The sequence below is a fragment of the Terrimonas ginsenosidimutans genome (genome assembly GCF_022012415.1).
Classification (GTDB): domain Bacteria; phylum Bacteroidota; class Bacteroidia; order Chitinophagales; family Chitinophagaceae; genus Terrimonas_A; species Terrimonas_A ginsenosidimutans.
Window position 1 is genome coordinate 71,238 of record NZ_JAKLTR010000010.1, and the last position, 17,122, is coordinate 88,359.

The following is a 17,122-nucleotide window of genomic DNA, read 5'->3' on the forward strand; positions in this document are numbered from 1 at the left end:
TTTTTACGAAAACGTTTTCTAAAACGAAGAAAAAAACAATACCTTGGCCGAAAGTTGAACCTTTATCATGAAATCAGTGAACCTGAAAGAGCTTGCCCTGCAACTGAATTTATCTATCTCAACCGTCTCAAAAGCACTTAACGATAGCTATGAGATCACACCCGAAACAAAAAGGCGCGTACAGGAACTTGCAGATGCGCTGCACTATCAACCCAACCCGTATGCCCGCAGTTTGCGCAAGCAAAAGAGCAAAACGATCGCAGTGATCATTCCCGAGATCGCCAATAACTTTTTTACGTTAGCTATTAATGGTATTGAGTCCATTGCCCGGCAACACGGCTATCACGTGCTGATCTATCTCACGCATGAAGACTATCAAAAGGAAGTAGAGATCACACAACTGCTTCAGAACGGACGCGTAGACGGAGTATTGATGTCCCTTTCTTCCAATAACAATGAGAATGAACATCTTTATGATCTGCATAAGAAAATGCTGCCCCTTGTGTTCTTTGACCGGGTGTTTGAAGACCTTGAAGCAGCTAAAGTGACAACGGATGATTATGAAAGTGGGTATAAGGCAACTGCTCACCTGATAGAACAGGGGTGTCGCCGTATTGCCCATCTCGCCATACCAAAGGATCTTTCCATTGGCAAAAAGAGAATGCAGGGATATATGCAGGCATTGAATGATCATCAGATCCCTGTTCAGGAAGATCTTATCATCGCCTGTACAGATAATCAGCAAATGAATTATGCATTTATCCGTGAGCTGATGGAAAGAAAAGACCGGCCGGATGGAATTTTTGCATCAGTCGAAAAACTTGCTATCAATACATACCAGGCTTGCGCGGAGCTTCACATACCTATTCCTGAAGAAGTAAAAGTGATCAGCTTTGCAAACCTTGAAACAGCTGCATTTCTTAACCCGTCACTTACAACGATCACTCAGCCTGCATTTGAAATAGGTAAACAAGCTGCTTCTATTTTGTTCGAAGCAATCAAAATGAAAAATATTAAAAATCATTACTCGATCCTGAAATCAGTATTGATCAAAAGGAAGTCAACCGGATGCTAAAAGGAATAGATATCTCAGGCCTTTTTTGTTCCTTTCTCCCTTTGCCTGCGCTCCTCACGGAACAAAGTTGAGGTTGTAAAGGAAAGGATCAGGCTGAAGAGTAGTCCATGCCAGAAACTATCCACCTGGAAATTTTTGATCCACTCGCCGGCGATTAGTACCATCAGGGTGTTGATGACAAAAATGAATAAGCCGAAGGTGAATATGGTCAGAGGCAGGGTGACCAGGATCAGTAACGGGCGGAGAAATACGTTCAACAGACCAAGTACGATTGCAAATATGATGGCCGTACCATAACTTTTGATATGAACGCCCGGCAATACCTGCGAAAGTATATAAGCGATCGCCGCAATGACGAGGAGATGAAGGATCAGTCTCATAAGCCAAAAGTATCTAAAAGTTTCAATGTTGAATAGTTAAAAACGCTAAAAGTTAGCCCTCGCGGGTATGCGGCAAATTCGTCATTGCTAAACGACCGAACACCACGATCATTACAACCCCGTTACCGCTTGCCCTAACGCTCTCCAATCGGTTATCCCTTTAAAGCCGGCCTTCTCTCCTATTAACGAGAAAATATCTTTCGAGGTTCTCCCTTCATTTCTCAGGAAATTGATCGACGTCGCACCGGCCGACTTGGAAAATTTCTGTCCGTCAGATGAGGATAATAAAAGATGATGGAAAAAATGCGTCTCTGAAAATGCTGGCCTGTTCATGATCTGGGCGAGAAAGAGTTGCGCGAGGGTGGACGGCAGCAGGTCAGCTCCCCGTACGATCAGATCGACCTTCCAGAACAGGTCATCCATCAACGAAGTCAGCTGGTAAGCGGGATATCCATCTCTCTTCCGGACTATAAAGTCATACATATTCTTCGGCAATTGCTGGCTTATCTGATCACCCGAAACCCCGATGATCGTTAATGGCCGCTCATCGGTATATAAACGCCAGGCAGCGCCAGGTGTATCTAAAGGAATATTCTTATGACGGCAGGTTCCGGGATATATACTGTCAATCCCATCTGAGGCAAGCTGCGTTCGTGAGCAGGTGCAGGCAAATAGTGCATTCATGCTCCTCAGCTCAGATAAAGCTTTTTCATATAGGCTCATCCGTTGTCTTTGTGAAAAAGAAACTTCGAACGAGGCTGCATTGACAGGCCCCTTATCAAAAGGTATGTCGAGATATGCCAGTGTATCAAAGACATCCTGTATGTATCCTGGCTGTACGCGCTCCCTGTCCATATCATCTATCCGTAGCAGGATGCCTGCACCGGATCGCCTTGCGAGGTATGCAGTAACGGCGAACGATAAAACATTGCCGAGATGCAGAAAACCACTTGGAGTTGGGGCCAGACGTGTTTGGCGGTATACCATTTGTGTCTTTTAACAGCTTTAAAGATAACGCTGCCTGCCGGTCTGACAAATACCATGGACGTACGCTGCATCCGACTGTGTAAAACGATCCTCACCCGGGAATCTAATTACACAGCGACTGTCTACAGGAAATAACTGCGCCCCTTCCTGACCGCCATCGACCATAGGAGCTACCGCGATTTCGGAGCCAGACCAATAAGGTTCAGTTTTTGATACAAAAAGAAAAACTCTGTGATGGCAAAGCTCGACGAAAATGACGCTGCACGCCTGCGTACATATGAAGACCAGAAAATTGAGCAGGAAATTCACCGCAAACTGTCTGCGGTGATGGGGTGGGATACATCAGATGTTCAAACAACGGTGCAGGACAGTTCAGTGGTATTATCAGGCACCGTCGCGGATACGAAAGCAGCGGAACAAACAGTTCTGGTTGTATTTACCGTAAAAGGAGTCAGGAAGATCGATAACAAGATAAAGATCCGGAGAGAAAGCGCTGCCTCCAGCATGGCATCGATGACGAATGATGATCAGGAGAAAGAAAAAGACGAATGATGATATGTCCACCAGATATACACCGAACAACAACATAAAACTCGTACATAGCGGCAGTGATTTTTTTGATACTGTGTGCAGGATGGTAGATTCAGCGCGGCATACCATCCATCTGCAGACATATATTCTTGGTGATGACACAACCGGCACCAGGATCGTTAACTGCCTGATAGCTGCGGCAAAAAGAAATGTCCAGGTATATGTTCTCGCGGATGGGTATGCATCGCAGGATCTTTCTGAGAAGACCCAACTGGAAATGAAAGACGCCGGGATCAATTTCCGGTTTTTCGAGCCGCTGATCCAAAGCAGGCATCTTTATTTTGGCCGGCGCCTTCACCATAAGATCATCGTAACAGATGCCCGGTTTTCTCTTGTAGGAGGGCTGAATATTGCAGACCGTTACAACGATCTGCCGGATACACCTGCGTGGCTCGACGTCGCGCTCTTTACGGATGGATCCGTTTCTGCTGAATTGCACAAGATCTGCGAAGAATTGTGGGCGAAGAAAAGACGCTCCCGCAAAAGGAAGCCTGATAAACACAGCTACACGGAAACAGACACACAGCATCATATTTCTGTCAGGGTAAGGAGGAATGACTGGGTCAAACGAAAGCAGGAGATCACCAGAACCTATACGGAGGTCTTTAGATCAGCACAACATTCAATCACTATTGTCTGCGCTTACTTTTTGCCCGGAACCAAATTCCGGCAGCTTTTAAAGAAAGCAGCAGCAAGAGGCGTTAAGATTCGCGTGGTGATGGCATCTATATCGGATGTACCTGTTTCAAAATATGCCGAACGATACCTGTATCGCTGGATGCTCCGTCATCATTTTGAACTGTACGAATACCAACCAACTGTTCTTCATGCGAAAATGGCCATTGCCGATGATGAATTCCTTACCATTGGTTCCTACAACATCAATAACATCAGCCGTTATGCCAGCATTGAATTAAACCTCGATGTTAAGGACAACCATTTTGTCAATTCTGTAAGCAAAGAAATAGAGCAGATCATTACAGAAAAATGCATTGCCGTTACATCATCGACGTACAAAACGAAATTATTCTCCGTAAAACAATTTTTCCAATGGAGTGCATTTCAAATGGTAAGGATGATGATGACGGTAAGTACGTTCTACTTCAGGCAACGCGAGTAAAGGCACTGAACGGAAAGGGGTGACCCAAGAACATATTCCGTTATAATTGGATCTTCGCTGCGGTTGTTCTAAACGCCGGAACTATTCAATGCCACGAAAAGTATTCGCGCCTATCAGCGGCCATTTGCGAATATTCGCGTCAAAAAAGATTTAGTCGTATTCCTGTCCCAGGCTTCAAAACGGCCGCGCTGAACAACCATATTATTGGCCCCGGGCCGGTCACAGTAATAATAGAAGGCAAAGCGCGCATGCGGATTGTCCCAGCCGGCTATCTGGCCAAAGCGGATCACATTGAAAAGAAGTGTGTCATTCCGCTTGTCGACGGTATAATAACCTGCGGCAAATTGTTCGAGGTCGCGCACTTCATCCTTATTTTCAACAAGATCGAGTAGCGAATCCTGGCGGGGGAACCAGGCAAAATCCATTTTATCATTCCTGTCAAACACGGAACGATAGGCGATGTGATACCCATTCCCATCACGAACGGTAACCTGCCACAGCAACGTATTAAAAAGTGTTGGAGTGGTGAAGTATTCATCTGCCGGCAAATGCTGCGCCTCCAGGTTTCTGCGAACAGCTTTATCTGTATCCCATTTGTTATAAAGTGCATAGAAAAGATAGATCACGCTCAGCCCAATACCTATCTTCCAAAAAAGCGGCCGCCGGAGATTGTTTCTCCGGATGATGAGCAATAGCAACGCAGCAAAAAAAGGCCAGACCGAGAATAACGGATCAGCAACGTATAACACATTAAAGGAAAACCTGGCTGAAGAAAATGGCTCAAACCAGCCTGTACCATACGCATTGAAACTGTCTATGAATACATGAACGAACATATTCACACCAAACAGCAGGATCCACCGCTTTAAACTCATCGACCGGTCGCGGAACATCCTCGCCCCTAACTGCGCAAGCAGTAAAGAAACAACGATCACAAACAGCAGTGAATGCGTAATGCCGCGGTGAGCCACGATATCTTTTGTATCGCTCAGAAAAAATGCCGCAATAAAATCAATATCCGGAATACTTTGAGCAATAGCACCGATCAGCATGGCTTTTTTACCCAACTGCCTTCCGGCAACAGCTTCGCCGATACAGGCACCAAGAACGATATGCGTTAAAGAATCCAATACCTTTTAAATTAATAAGTACAAAAGCCTTACCAGTTAGAGATCATTCGTCCCGCTATTATTACTTTTGTGACCAGAAATAATTTGTTGCCAGCCGTAAAAATAATTTCCGATGGACGCATTGACAAAAAAACATCTTGAGAATCTTCATAATACAGATGCCAATTCAAGATATGAGTCTTTTCAATATCTGATCAAGGAAACCCAGCAACCCGTGGATTGGGCTTATGATGTATGGAATGATCTGCTGAAAATGCTGAAAGAGGGAGATAATCACCAGCGATCGATCGCTGCTCAACTCCTCAGCAACCTGGCTAAGAGCGATCCAGAAGAGCGGATGAAAACGGATCTTGATAAACTGATGGAAGGCACGAAGGATGAAAAATTTGTAACTGCAAGACATACGCTGCAATCACTATGGAAACCTGCACTTGTTTCTCCCGTCATGCGGGACCTGGTCGTCTCCAAACTTTCTGAACGGTTCAGGTCGTGCAAAAGCGAAAAAAACTATACACTGATCCGTTATGATATAACCGAAGTACTTCGGAAAATATATAACAGTCAGAAGAACGAGAATGTCAGAAAAATATCAATTGATCTGATTGAATCCGAGCCTGACCCTAAGTATCAAAAAAAGTACATGTCTGTATGGACCAGCCTCATCCGGGCGGAAAAAAAAGCAGCGGCAAAAAAAGAAGGAGAGTCCTGAACTCAGGCTTCCTTCAGTTCAGGCTTAGGTCCATACTTACGTAAGAAATCTTTTTTGGAATCGTGATAGGAAGCTACCACCCCTATTTTGTACATACAGTAAATATAGATCCACGCGAGGTCTATCTGGTTAGGTAAGAATCCGGCTCTTGCGCTTCCGGGATACAGGTGGTGATTATTATGCCATTCTCCGGCAAATAGGCCAGGTCTTGTCTGATTGATGGATAAGTTGCTTCTGTCAAAGTCTATCCCGTCAACGTGCATTTCCTTCCCTTTTCCATGGCCGGTGTAATTGAATCCGCGTACTCCAACAAACCAGATCATCGCTGCGGAAAACATTGCACAGGCAAGACCATGTCCGCCGATCAGGAAAAAGGCAGCATACCAGAAAGCCCAGTTCAGGATCCATAAAGTGATCGTGTATAAGGGAGTGGCAACAGAGCCCCATTTCTGGTACTGCTTATAGGTATTGATGCTGACACCGGTATGCTTAAGGAATTTCGCAACACGGCCATAGTCCGCTTCATTAAGGTCTTTCGAAATGCTTTGATGGTTTACATCGGAAAGCATGCAGTACATAAATCCACCCTGTGGATTGTAGGGATCACCCGGCTGGTCGGATTTTGCATGATGCACATGGTGAGAGACCACATAGATCTCTTCCGGGAATGTCTTGATCACAAGATTCTGGGTCATCAACCGCCAGATTGGATGACGGAACTGGTAGGCTTTATGGGTACAGAAACGGTGAAACCAAATGGTACCGTGGGTTCCCATGATGATCATCGTGTATAGCACGATTGCTCCCACCAGCCACCAGGAAAAATAAAACCAGAAGAAAAAAATAAGAAATGGCAACATACAGACAGCCATCGCCCAGCTGATAAGGGAGATCCAGTTTTTCCTGGACTTAAAAATATTGATCCTGGAAAATGCTTCTGCCCAAAGCTGACGTGTCGAAGGAACGATCAGTTCGCCCTTTTCATCACTCCAACCATAAGAAGGTTTCTGCAGGATATTGTCTATAAATGCCATGTCCTCAAAACGGGGTTATTGATAATAAATTGCCCCGCCAGAAACTGGACGGGGCTAATTTCTTTATAAGAAAAATCAGATTTTGCTAACGTTGATCGCTGAAGGTCCACGATCTCCCATCTCCACTTCAAAACTCACTTTATCGCCCTCATTCAGCGGCTCTTTCAAGTTGTTGATGTGTACGAATATACGCTGACCGGTTTCTTTGGCCATGATGAAACCAAAACCTTTCGCCAAATTAAAAAAGGATACTGTTCCTGTAAGTATCGGGTCATCTACATGCAAACGCTTTGGAACACCAATTTCAATATCCTCGGTGTTGAACACTTTTGCTTTGCTTGGGTCAGGAGGTGTTGAAGAGATGTTTCCATTCTCATCAATATAGGCCATCATCTCCTCGAGACTTTTGCCTTTCTTCGCCCCTGCTTTACGTTCTTCCTTTCTTTCCTCTTTCTCCTGTCTTTGTTTTTGCTTCTTTTTTTCCTTTTCTTTTTTGTTGAATGATTCTTTTGATTTCGCCATAGTTTACTTTAAGTTTCCGATTATTGTTATATAAGATGGTTTAAAATCGATTGCAAATATTATTTGGTGCCGGTTGCTTCAAGCTTTGTGAATTCCGCGCCATTAAAGATCCTGGCAAGATCAGTATTGCCTGAAGAGCTGAACTCATCAAACTTGGTTTCACTGACGATCCTCCAAAGATTTTTGCGGCTCAGTTCACCATAATCAGGTTCTTCGATGAACAAGCCGAGGAATGGCTTCCTTGTCTTGAAATTGATACGCACAGGTGTATTTTTTTTCATCTTCGTTTTAAGAAACTTTTCTATATCCTCGTTGTTCATATTCTTGTATTTAATACTGAGCCAATGTTTGCGTCATTTTCAGAAGATATATTGATCCAGTTAAAAACGGACAATTCACTCCTGAGGTCTATCGGAAGATCCTGTGAGATCTTTCTTTCAAGCACCTGACAATATTCTTTCGAAAATTTATTGGTCAGTGTTACGTAATAATTGATAATATAGAGCACATGATGACCATTGAAACGGTCAAATGCGCGGCGGCTCGGCGCCCTGTCAACCGCATCAGACATTTTATCGCTTTCCCATTGATAGAACTCGCCGATCATATCTTCTTTCTGATACTGCATCTGTAATGTTTGATAATAAATGAAGAAATCCTACCCGCAGAAACCAACGTTTCAATTTCTACTATTCAAAATCAACATTACCATTTGCTATTTGATCTTGGAGCCTTATCCCTTGCCTGCGTAACAGAAATAGCTCTGCCTTCCACATCTTTGCCATTCAACTTTTCCATTGCCTGCCTGGATTCATCTTCAGAGTCCATTTCGACAAAACCAAACCCCCTGCTTCTACCAGTTTCCCTGTCGGTCACTATTTTTGCTGAAGAAACTGCTCCAAATTGTTCAAATAAAGCTTTCAGATCATCTCCGGTAACGTGGTACCCTAGATTTGATACATACATGTTCATACACTACTATTTTTTTGTGATAAATAGTGATAAAGGGACGCCAGCAAGGAGCAAAGAGGAAATTACGATTAATTACTTGATTCTAAGAGTAAAAAATTAAACCGATCCGGACTGATTGTTGAAGTAGCTTAAATCACTTTCAATGAAGGTAGTCTATTTAAAGCCGTTTCAGGGATTTATTTGGACGGTACATGGGTAAGCTTCCCGTAAAAGACAGGCCCTTAGCTATTTAAGAAATCATAATTCTTTTAAAGCAAGCTCAATGTTGCGGGTCATGACCGGTACTAACGCGATGCTTCAAGATCCACTACAAGCTTTTTGCCCCTGTATAAGACCTTCCTTCCGGAAGGTTTGAAATCCATCCCCGAAGGCTTTCCTGGTTTGACCAGTTGGATGTATAACGTCCGGCTCTGCAACATTCCGCTAAAACTTCCTTTCCGGTCACCAATGGTTAATGTGCGCGCCGCATCATTATATTCAAATCTTATCCCGGAAAAAGCCCCTTTCTCATAGTTATAATTAAGCCCCTCATCTTCATACAGATCGAATGAGCCATTGCTTCCCGCGTACACATACACGATCAGTGGATCTGCTGAACGTTGCGCTGTATATTCAATTTCCGGCCCGGTCGGAATGATCGATCCTGCTTTTACGTACACAGGTATGACCCCGTAAGGAGATTCGGCAGCAATGGTCTGCCCACCGGCAAAGTGACCGCCCGTATACAGATCATACCAGTCGACACCTGCTGGCAGGTACAATTTCCGCTGTGTTTGCTGATACGTATACACCGGATTGATCAGTAACGAAGGGCCAAACATGAACTGATCCCCAATATTCTTCACCACAGGATCTTTTCCGAAATCCATTACCAGCCCGCGCATGATGGTCGCATTATGATGATACGCATTGCCGGCAAGAGTATAGATGTAAGGCATCAGCCGGTAGCGGAGTTTGTTATAATACAGCATGCTCTTGTAAGCAGGATGTTCTTCCGGTGCAATATTATAGATCTCGCGGAAAGGAAACTGCCCGTGAGAGCGGAACAATGGAACAAACGCACCAAACTGATACCACCTTGTCATCAGCTCCCGCCATTCAGCAAGATCTGCGTCATTCGGCTTTTCAAACCTCGGCTCGACAGAAAAGCCACCAATATCCATGGTCCAGTAAGGAAGTCCCGACATAGAAAAATTCAAACCGGCGCTGATCTGTGATTTCATATCCTCCCAGCGGGACGCAATGTCTCCGCTCCAGATGGTAGCGGCGTATCGTTGTGAGCCGGCAAAGCCTGAACGGGTAAGAAGGAACACCCTTTTATTTGGATCAACACTTCGCTGCCCTTCATAAATGCCTTTCGCATTCTGAAGAGGGTACATGTTGAGCGACTCCGCTGCTGTTCCGAATGCGTTAGGCGTCATCTGCTCTTTCCGCTTTTGCGGGGATACATTGGACAGGATATCCGGCTCACTGGCATCCATCCACCATGCATCAATACCCCTCACATAAAGTTTGTAATGGATCAGATCCCAAAAGCCTTTACGCGCGTTTTCATTGAATGCATCATAAAAAGTGGACGTGTAGCCCTGCGCGATCCAGTCGCGCTGGCGGTCAGCAATATTTCTTTTATACAACCATCCATTTGCATCAAACTTTTTATATGCCTCAATGCCTTCATAAAATTTTGGCCAAACAGAGATCATCAGTTGCATTTTATAGTCCTTATGCAACTGATCGATCATGGCGGTTGGGTTTGGGAAACGGGTGCTGTCAAAGTCCTGGCTACCCCAGTCATCCTGTTTCCAGTAACTCCAGTCCAGCACAATATTGTCCAGCGGGATCTTTCTTTTCCTGAATTCCGCCGCTGTATTCAGTAATTCGGCCTGTGTTTTATATCGCTCCCGGCTCTGCCAGAAGCCCATCGCCCATTTCGGAACGATCTGAGCTTTGCCGGTAAGTTCCCGGTAACCGCTGATCACTTCATCCATGTTATTACCCGCAACCACATAGTAATCGATCTGCCGGCCTGCTTCGGAATCAAAGCTGAATGCATTTTCCCAGCCCGGATCCGCGGGTGGAAGCCAGTTGGCGGTCAGGTATGATTCACCTCCATCCGGTATCCACTCGATCTTTATATTTTTCTTCTTGTCCTTCTCCATTGGAAGATTGATCACACCCGCCCCAGGATTCCATGCCTGCCTCCATTTATCGAACAGAAGTTTTCCATCGATCCAGACTTTCAGATATCCCGCGTATGTAAAGCGGAGTTTATACTCACCGGTACGCGGACCCGCAATTGCACCTTCCCAGGTGACGCTTCCCTTCTGGATCGCAAAATCTGCAGGCAACTTCATTTTGGTGTCGCCGAGATAGGCATAGTCGATGACCGACTCTGCCTTTTCAAATGCAATCTCCTGTTGCTTATTTTTATCATTCCGGTAGATAGCTGTAAGCCATCCGGCATTGTTGTTCCTGTCAAAGAGCTGTAAGGAAGATAACGGAAGAAATGACCTGGTATCCCCAACTTTGGAATAAGAGCCGTTATCCCACAATACGCCATAATTTTTCGATGATAGTATAAATGGGACGGCAACTTCTGTATTATTCTGAAATAAAATGACCTGTTGCCCCCTGTAATTAAATGCATCTTCCTGGTGCTGACCCAGGCCATAGATGGCATCATCGCCGGCGAGTTCGAAGGACTGCTGAAGGCGGTACAGCGATTGGCCTTCCCAGATGACAGGGGTGATATTCCGCCCTCCGGATTTTCTTTCTTCAAACAGGGTTCTGCCGCTGGCATCACTAAAGTAGACGGCGCCGGAAAACAGGTTTGCGGTAGCACTTATTCCGGCGGTTTTTATAGTGATCGAACTGTCCGTCACAGAAGTGTTAAATTTCCCGGCAGGGATAGCAAGGGTCACCACGAGGTTATTACCCGCCACGATCTCCTGTGGTGAAGCAATGACCCTGAGTATCCGGTCTGTTACAACCTGCACCTTCACCGTTCTGATCCCGGGAGAAAATCGCTGGTCGGGGAAGATCAGCACACCATCATCCACCAGACGGAATCGTTGGTCGCCTGGAGCAGCATTGAGCAATTGGGAAAAAATAGTAGTTATAAAAAGGAAAAAAATATGATATATGGCTGCTTTCATCTCGGGGATGCTTTTATGGATAATCTATGAAAATTAGAACATTTTCCGGGAGAAGATCCCATTAGATAATTTATACAAAGAAACTGCTATTATAATATTACAAATAAGAGTATTCTATTAATCATATTAAGAGAAGATAATTTTTTTATTAGAAAACTATAAGAAAAACGATACTTGCGGCATACTAATTGCTAATATTGCATCTCTTCGAATACGCTTCCGGCGTATCAAAACCATAACCGTCTTTGTCTTTTGGGAAGGATATCAATAGCATATCAACTCTGAGAAATTTTATTGCGTTTTATATTTTTCTTTAAATTTAATGTCCTGCCCAAAAGGCAGATGGTTAAACAATGTCTATGAAAAACAAATTGAAAGGAGTCTACCTCCTGCTATCCTCCATTATTATTGCGATCTTACATCTGCCATTTGCGTTCGGGAAGAACGTTTTTGGCTCCCGGACGTTTTCGGCTTTCGCCACCACTGGTGAAGATTCCACCGGTACAGGGATGCCGGTAATGTCTGTGTACGACAGCCTGCATCTTGAAACAATTGGGCTGAGCCGTCAGGCATTTGACTATGCACAGAAAGGCTGGAACAAATTGTTTCGCGAAGGAAAGCTGAGCAATGATTCCATCCTGGCGATCGCTGATTTCAGTCAGCCAAGCAGCCAGAAACGTTTGTACATCCTCGACTTGAAGGAATACAAAGTTCTTTTCAATACGCTGGTAGCGCACGGCCGTAATTCAGGCAAAGAGGTTGCTACCTCCTTCTCAAACAGTTCTTCTTCCTATAAAAGCAGTCCCGGTTTTTATGTTACCGGCGAAACATACAACGGCAAACACGGCTATTCATTAAAACTGAATGGTGTTGAGAAAGGGATCAATGACAATGCGTATAACCGCGCGATCGTGGTGCATGGAGCCGATTATGTAGACGAATCATATGTCGCTAACCAGGGGTATATCGGCCGCAGCCAGGGCTGCCCAGCAGTACCTGAAAGGGAAGCTCAACCAATCATTAATACGATCAAGAACAATACCTGCTTTTTCATTTACGAACCGGGAAAGAGCTACACCAGCAGGTCAGCGATGTTGAATTAGGCGTCGGGCTGCTGACGATTCAATTATTGAAAGAAGATCGTTCAGCCGATCGAATAACAAACTGAAAGAGCAGAACCTTCCTGATGGAAGGTTTTTTTATTTCCGGTCACTATAGCCTTCCCTTCAAATAACATCTCTCTTACTAATTGCTTCTCAATCTTTATCTTTGAATATTAATTCTTTTCTATGCTAAAGATCGGAGTGTATGGCGTGGGTCATCTGGGCAAATTTCATTTGAATAACTGGAAGGAAATTCCCGATGTGGAGATCGTCGGATTCTACGATCCGCATGATGATACGGCGAAGGAAGTGTCTGAAAAATATCAGCTCGTCCGTTTTCTTGATCCGGACGCCCTGATGGATGCCTGCGATGCCATCGATGTAGTTACTCCGACGAACCACCATTTTCAGTGGTGTGAGAAAGCTATCAAAAAAGGGAAGCATGTTTTCGTGGAAAAACCGCTGGCCCATACAATGGAGGAAGCCCGTCAACTGGTAGCTCTTGCCAAGGAATCAGGGAGTAAAGTTCAGGTAGGTCATGTGGAAAGATTCAACCCGGCCTTCCTCGCACTGAAAGATGCCGCCCTGAGCCCGATGTTCATTGAAGTACATCGTCTTGCACAATTCAATCCGCGCGGCACAGAAGTAAGCGTGATCCTGGACCTGATGATCCATGATATCGATATCGTATTAAGTATTGTCAAAAGCGATGTAAAAAATATTTCAGCAAGCGGTGTTGGTGTGATGACAGAAACGCCGGATATCGCTAACGTACGTATAGAATTCCACAATGGCTGCGTGGCAAACCTCACCAGCAGCCGCATCTCGATGAAGAAGATGAGAAAAATGCGTTTATTCCAGAAAGATGCTTATATCGGGATAGATTTTCTTAATAAGAAAACAGAGATCATTAAACTGAAAGAAGCGCAGGATTCCAACGTATTTGCATTCGATATCGAAACCCCTTCCGGTGTAAAAACGATCGCAGTGGCAAACCCGGCTGTTCCCGAAGTGAACGCGATCAAACGTGAGCTGGAAGAATTCAAAGCAGCCATCCAGAACAATACAAAACCAATCGTGTCCGAGATCGATGGGTTCATGGCCATGGATGTTGCACACAAGATCCTTGGAAAGATAGGCAACAACATTATCACCCGTTGAAATAAATGAGTACAGGCAAACAAATATCCATCGCCTGGTATGTTGTATCGGATTACCTGATGGCTGGCCTGGCCTGGGCTGTTTGCTATTTCATCCGCAGATCGTTACTGAATGACCCATCTGCCGATACTGAATTTCAGGTACTGGATAAGTACTTCATAACCGCCACACTCCTGATCCCATTGGGATGGCTTGCCCTGTTTACCATAGCCGGCTCCTATCATTCCCTGTATCCGAAATCCAGATTGAACGAATTCAGCTCCACTCTCTTTTGCTGCATTGTTGGCACAACCTTGCTGTTTTTCATTTTTGTGATGGACGACGTACAAACATCATCGGCCGCCGGCTATTATAACCGGGCGTTGCCTGCTTTATTTTTTACTCATTTCTTTCTCATCTTTTTTGGACGCTGGCTGATCCTCCGGAAAGTAAAAACGCAATTGCTTGGTGGAGACGTTTTCTTTAATACACTTATTGTTGGCCGCAGTAGCAATGCATCCGTTATTTATCAGAAAACACAAAAGCATCTGCAGAACGGAGGCTACCGTTATACGGGCTTCATTCCAACTATAGACGGGGATCACCTTTCTGGAAATCCGCAACTCCCGGTGGCCGGAGACTTCGCCGACCTCGAACGCGTGATCGACAGAAATGATATCAGGCTTATCGTTCTGGCGTTGGATAAAACACAAAGTGATCTGCTGGAAGATCTCCTGGGCCGGCTCAGCGAAAAGGATGTGCGCATCAAGATCCAGCCGGATATGATGGATATTCTTTCAGGATCAGTAAAAACGAACAATGTAATGGGACCGGTACTGATCGATCTCAATACAGGACTGATGCCGCTGTGGCAGGAACATGTAAAGCGGCTGATCGATGTGGTCGCTTCTATTACCGGGCTGATTTTTTTGTCCCCGCTGATGATCCTGGCCATGATCCGCGTTACCTTATCCTCCAAAGGTCCTGTCTTCTACTCACAGGAAAGGATCGGATACAAAGGCCGCCCGTTCAGAATGTACAAGTTCAGATCAATGATCGTGGAGGCAGAAACCGGTGGACCCGCATTATCATCAGATAACGATCCCCGGATCACACGCTGGGGAAAGGTTATGCGAAAATGGAGGATCGATGAACTGCCGCAACTGTGGAATATCCTGAAAGGCGATATGAGCCTTGTAGGCCCTCGCCCGGAACGACGCTATTTTATCGACCAGATCATCCGCCAACACCCCTATTACAAATACCTGCTGAAGGTAAAACCAGGGCTCACCAGCTGGGGAATGCTGCAGTTCGGCTACGCTGAAAACGTAGACCAGATGATAGAACGCAGCAAATTCGACCTGCTCTATATCGAAAACACCTCCCTCGCACTGGATTTTAAGATCATGATACATACAGTGCGGATCATCTTCAAAGGAAAGGGTAAATAGTTCACAGATCCTCTGGATTAGCCGCGGACACACGCGACTGGTTGGTCTCCTACAAAGACAACATCGCTCCGATCCTCGTTCTAAAAAAATCTCCATGTCCGAAAACTGTATTCGTGATAATTAGCGGCCATTCGTGCGCATTCGCGTATTTTTGGAAAAACGAATCCGGTGAAAAAAAACATCCTTTTCCTGACTATTGCCCAGCTATTATGCTTTGCTTCCTTTGCCCAGTACTGGCAGCAGGAAGTCAATTACTCCATCAACGTTGCTCTTAATGATAAAGCGCATACATTAAAAGGAGATCTCAGGCTCGAATACATTAATAATTCCCCAGACACACTCCGCTATATCTGGTTCCACCTGTGGCCCAATGCCTATAAAAATGAAAACACCGCTTATGCAAAACAGATCCTGAAAGAAGCAGACGGCCGTAAAAGATGGGACGCAATGAAAGAGAACGGTTATATTGATCAGCTTGACTTCAATGTCAATGGACAAAAAGCAACAACAGAACCCGATCCGGAAAATATAGACATCATCAAAGTATTGTTGCCAAAAGAACTTTTGCCCAAACAACAGGTGACCATTACCACCCCGTTCTCTGTTAAGATCCCCACTTATTCTTCCCGCTCCGGTCATCTTGATCAATCCTATATCATCTGTCAGTGGTATCCTAAACCCGCCGTCTACGACCGCAAAGGATGGCATCCCATCCCGTACCTCGACCATGGTGAGTTCTATAGCGAATTCGGAAGCTTTGCCGTAAACATTACCGTTCCATCAGCCTATGTAGTAGGAGCAACCGGAACGATGCAGAATGAAGAAGAATTCAAAACATATAAAGCTCTCGGGGAAGCCAATAACAAAACCGGGGCAAAACTGAAGAAGTACAGCACCAAAGAGAAAAAAGAAAAAACACTTTCTTTCAAAGGCGAGAATATCCACGACTTTGCCTGGTTTGCCGATAAAGATTTTATCATTCGATACGATACAGCTGCTCTCGCAAGCGGAAAGGTCATAGATGTATTAACCTACAGCTACGAGCAGGGAAACAAGAACTGGGATAAAAGCGTAGGCTATGTGGAAGATGCTGTACGTCGTTATTCCGGCTGGATCGGTGAATATCCCTATCCTGTGGTTCAGGCAGTGGAAGGTCCCAAGAATGTCGCTTCAGGAGGCATGGAATACCCGATGATCACATTGATCACCAGCCCTGAAGCCAATGGAGAAGGCCTCGATGGAGTGATCACACACGAAGTAGGTCACAACTGGTTCTACGGCATCATCGGCAGCAATGAACGCGATCATGCATGGATGGACGAAGGCATCAATTCCTATTACCAGTTTCGCTATGAAGCGGAGAAATACAGAAGCAGCAGCATTTTTGGCGATGCCATTCCCGAAGAAGTAAAGAAAAAGAGCGTGGGCGAATTCCAGGATGCGATCTATGGCGCAATGATACAGATCCCTATGGACGGTGCGATCGAAACACCATCGGCTGACTTCCCCGATAAAGACAAATATGCCGCCGTCATTTATCTGAAAACCGCCATCTGGATGTTTATTGTTGAAAGCTCCATCGGACGTGAAAAGGTAGACGAAGCTCTCCAAAAGTATTATTCTGACTGGAAGTTCAAACATCCTTACCCGGAAGATTTTAAAGCAGCGTTTGAAAAAGTTCTTAATAAAAGCGTTGATAACCTGTTTATGCTTCTCAATAGAAAAGAAGGGTTTTAATATTTTATTGCAAATT

At 44.9% G+C, this 17,122-nt stretch carries 17 protein-coding genes; 8 read left to right on the plus strand and 9 right to left on the minus strand.

What is annotated here, in order from left to right; genetic code table 11:
- The first annotated feature begins 67 nt into the window (after positions 1–67).
- On the plus strand, positions 68–1,075 hold the full coding sequence (locus LZZ85_RS15855) for a LacI family DNA-binding transcriptional regulator (protein ID WP_237873916.1): 1,008 nt from the start codon (positions 68–70) through the stop codon (positions 1,073–1,075).
- 14 nt (positions 1,076–1,089) lie between these two features.
- Here LZZ85_RS15855 and LZZ85_RS15860 read toward each other — a convergent pair whose 3' ends face one another.
- Positions 1,090–1,455: a phage holin family protein gene (locus LZZ85_RS15860; protein WP_237873917.1), complete on the minus strand. Its 366-nt coding sequence runs from the start codon at positions 1,453–1,455 to the stop codon at positions 1,090–1,092.
- Positions 1,456–1,566: 111 nt separating this feature from the next.
- On the minus strand, positions 1,567–2,442 hold the full coding sequence (locus LZZ85_RS15865; RefSeq protein WP_237873919.1) for a glutamate--tRNA ligase family protein: 876 nt from the start codon (positions 2,440–2,442) through the stop codon (positions 1,567–1,569).
- Positions 2,443–2,676: 234 nt separating this feature from the next.
- Between LZZ85_RS15865 and LZZ85_RS15870 the strand changes: the two genes are divergently transcribed.
- Both LZZ85_RS15870 and LZZ85_RS15875 read left to right on the plus strand, forming a co-directional pair.
- Positions 2,677–2,994 (plus strand): BON domain-containing protein, encoded by a 318-nt coding sequence (locus LZZ85_RS15870; protein ID WP_237873921.1) that lies wholly within the window; start codon positions 2,677–2,679, stop codon positions 2,992–2,994.
- A 4-nt stretch (positions 2,995–2,998) separates the two neighbouring features.
- Positions 2,999–4,153, plus strand: a complete 1,155-nt coding sequence (locus LZZ85_RS15875) for a phospholipase D-like domain-containing protein (protein WP_237873923.1) — start codon at positions 2,999–3,001, stop codon at positions 4,151–4,153.
- A gap of 113 nt (positions 4,154–4,266) precedes the next feature.
- Here LZZ85_RS15875 and LZZ85_RS15880 read toward each other — a convergent pair whose 3' ends face one another.
- Entirely contained in the window at positions 4,267–5,283 is a 1,017-nt protein-coding gene (locus LZZ85_RS15880; protein ID WP_237873924.1) for a metal-dependent hydrolase, read from the minus strand.
- Between the two features lie 112 nt (positions 5,284–5,395).
- Between LZZ85_RS15880 and LZZ85_RS15885 the strand changes: the two genes are divergently transcribed.
- A complete protein-coding gene (locus tag LZZ85_RS15885; RefSeq protein WP_237873925.1) occupies positions 5,396–5,992 on the plus strand; it encodes a hypothetical protein in 597 nt (198 codons plus the stop codon).
- Positions 5,993–5,994: 2 nt separating this feature from the next.
- Here the strand turns inward: LZZ85_RS15885 and LZZ85_RS15890 are convergent, their stop codons facing one another.
- From LZZ85_RS15890 to LZZ85_RS15915, 6 genes are all read right to left on the minus strand, one after another.
- Positions 5,995–7,026 (minus strand): fatty acid desaturase, encoded by a 1,032-nt coding sequence (locus LZZ85_RS15890; RefSeq protein WP_237873933.1) that lies wholly within the window; start codon positions 7,024–7,026, stop codon positions 5,995–5,997.
- 75 nt (positions 7,027–7,101) lie between these two features.
- Positions 7,102–7,548, minus strand: a complete 447-nt coding sequence (locus tag LZZ85_RS28600) for a cold-shock protein (protein WP_284698429.1) — start codon at positions 7,546–7,548, stop codon at positions 7,102–7,104.
- Between the two features lie 59 nt (positions 7,549–7,607).
- The gene (locus tag LZZ85_RS15900; protein WP_237873935.1) at positions 7,608–7,868 is read right to left on the minus strand and encodes a short-chain dehydrogenase; all 261 of its coding nucleotides are present in this window, start codon (positions 7,866–7,868) and stop codon (positions 7,608–7,610) included.
- Positions 7,865–8,176 (minus strand): hypothetical protein, encoded by a 312-nt coding sequence (locus LZZ85_RS15905; RefSeq protein WP_237873937.1) that lies wholly within the window; start codon positions 8,174–8,176, stop codon positions 7,865–7,867. The genes LZZ85_RS15900 and LZZ85_RS15905 overlap by 4 nt, the downstream gene beginning before the upstream one ends.
- A 77-nt stretch (positions 8,177–8,253) precedes the next feature.
- Entirely contained in the window at positions 8,254–8,520 is a 267-nt protein-coding gene (gene rbp / locus LZZ85_RS15910) for an RNA-binding regulator (RefSeq protein WP_237873939.1), read from the minus strand.
- A gap of 284 nt (positions 8,521–8,804) precedes the next feature.
- Positions 8,805–11,675 (minus strand): glycoside hydrolase family 31 protein, encoded by a 2,871-nt coding sequence (locus LZZ85_RS15915; protein WP_237873941.1) that lies wholly within the window; start codon positions 11,673–11,675, stop codon positions 8,805–8,807.
- Positions 11,676–12,034: 359 nt separating this feature from the next.
- Here LZZ85_RS15915 and LZZ85_RS15920 point away from each other — a divergent pair, with 359 nt between their 5' ends.
- From LZZ85_RS15920 to LZZ85_RS15935, 4 genes are all read left to right on the plus strand, one after another.
- The gene (locus LZZ85_RS15920; RefSeq protein ID WP_237873943.1) at positions 12,035–12,778 is read left to right on the plus strand and encodes a murein L,D-transpeptidase catalytic domain family protein; all 744 of its coding nucleotides are present in this window, start codon (positions 12,035–12,037) and stop codon (positions 12,776–12,778) included.
- 186 nt (positions 12,779–12,964) lie between these two features.
- The gene (locus tag LZZ85_RS15925) at positions 12,965–13,939 is read left to right on the plus strand and encodes a Gfo/Idh/MocA family oxidoreductase (protein ID WP_237873945.1); all 975 of its coding nucleotides are present in this window, start codon (positions 12,965–12,967) and stop codon (positions 13,937–13,939) included.
- A gap of 5 nt (positions 13,940–13,944) precedes the next feature.
- On the plus strand, positions 13,945–15,369 hold the full coding sequence (locus LZZ85_RS15930; protein ID WP_237873947.1) for a sugar transferase: 1,425 nt from the start codon (positions 13,945–13,947) through the stop codon (positions 15,367–15,369).
- Positions 15,370–15,537: 168 nt separating this feature from the next.
- Positions 15,538–17,106 (plus strand): M1 family metallopeptidase, encoded by a 1,569-nt coding sequence (locus LZZ85_RS15935; RefSeq protein ID WP_237873949.1) that lies wholly within the window; start codon positions 15,538–15,540, stop codon positions 17,104–17,106.
- The last annotated feature ends 16 nt before the right edge of the window (positions 17,107–17,122 follow it).

Excerpts from the sequence above, each read along its gene's own strand:
- LZZ85_RS15855 (WP_237873916.1), top strand. The coding sequence starts at position 68 with ATGAAATCAGTGAACCTGAAAGAGCTTGCCCTGCAACTGAATTTATCT.
- LZZ85_RS15860 (WP_237873917.1), bottom strand. The coding sequence starts at position 1,455 with ATGAGACTGATCCTTCATCTCCTCGTCATTGCGGCGATCGCTTATATA.
- LZZ85_RS15865 (WP_237873919.1), bottom strand. The coding sequence starts at position 2,442 with ATGGTATACCGCCAAACACGTCTGGCCCCAACTCCAAGTGGTTTTCTG.
- LZZ85_RS15870 (WP_237873921.1), top strand. The coding sequence starts at position 2,677 with ATGGCAAAGCTCGACGAAAATGACGCTGCACGCCTGCGTACATATGAA.
- LZZ85_RS15875 (WP_237873923.1), top strand. The coding sequence starts at position 2,999 with ATGTCCACCAGATATACACCGAACAACAACATAAAACTCGTACATAGC.
- LZZ85_RS15885 (WP_237873925.1), top strand. The coding sequence starts at position 5,396 with ATGGACGCATTGACAAAAAAACATCTTGAGAATCTTCATAATACAGAT.
- LZZ85_RS15890 (WP_237873933.1), bottom strand. The coding sequence starts at position 7,026 with ATGGCATTTATAGACAATATCCTGCAGAAACCTTCTTATGGTTGGAGT.
- LZZ85_RS28600 (WP_284698429.1), bottom strand. The coding sequence starts at position 7,548 with ATGGCGAAATCAAAAGAATCATTCAACAAAAAAGAAAAGGAAAAAAAG.
- LZZ85_RS15900 (WP_237873935.1), bottom strand. The coding sequence starts at position 7,868 with ATGAACAACGAGGATATAGAAAAGTTTCTTAAAACGAAGATGAAAAAA.
- LZZ85_RS15905 (WP_237873937.1), bottom strand. The coding sequence starts at position 8,176 with ATGCAGTATCAGAAAGAAGATATGATCGGCGAGTTCTATCAATGGGAA.
- rbp (WP_237873939.1), bottom strand. The coding sequence starts at position 8,520 with ATGAACATGTATGTATCAAATCTAGGGTACCACGTTACCGGAGATGAT.
- LZZ85_RS15915 (WP_237873941.1), bottom strand. The coding sequence starts at position 11,675 with ATGAAAGCAGCCATATATCATATTTTTTTCCTTTTTATAACTACTATT.
- LZZ85_RS15920 (WP_237873943.1), top strand. The coding sequence starts at position 12,035 with ATGAAAAACAAATTGAAAGGAGTCTACCTCCTGCTATCCTCCATTATT.
- LZZ85_RS15925 (WP_237873945.1), top strand. The coding sequence starts at position 12,965 with ATGCTAAAGATCGGAGTGTATGGCGTGGGTCATCTGGGCAAATTTCAT.
- LZZ85_RS15930 (WP_237873947.1), top strand. The coding sequence starts at position 13,945 with ATGAGTACAGGCAAACAAATATCCATCGCCTGGTATGTTGTATCGGAT.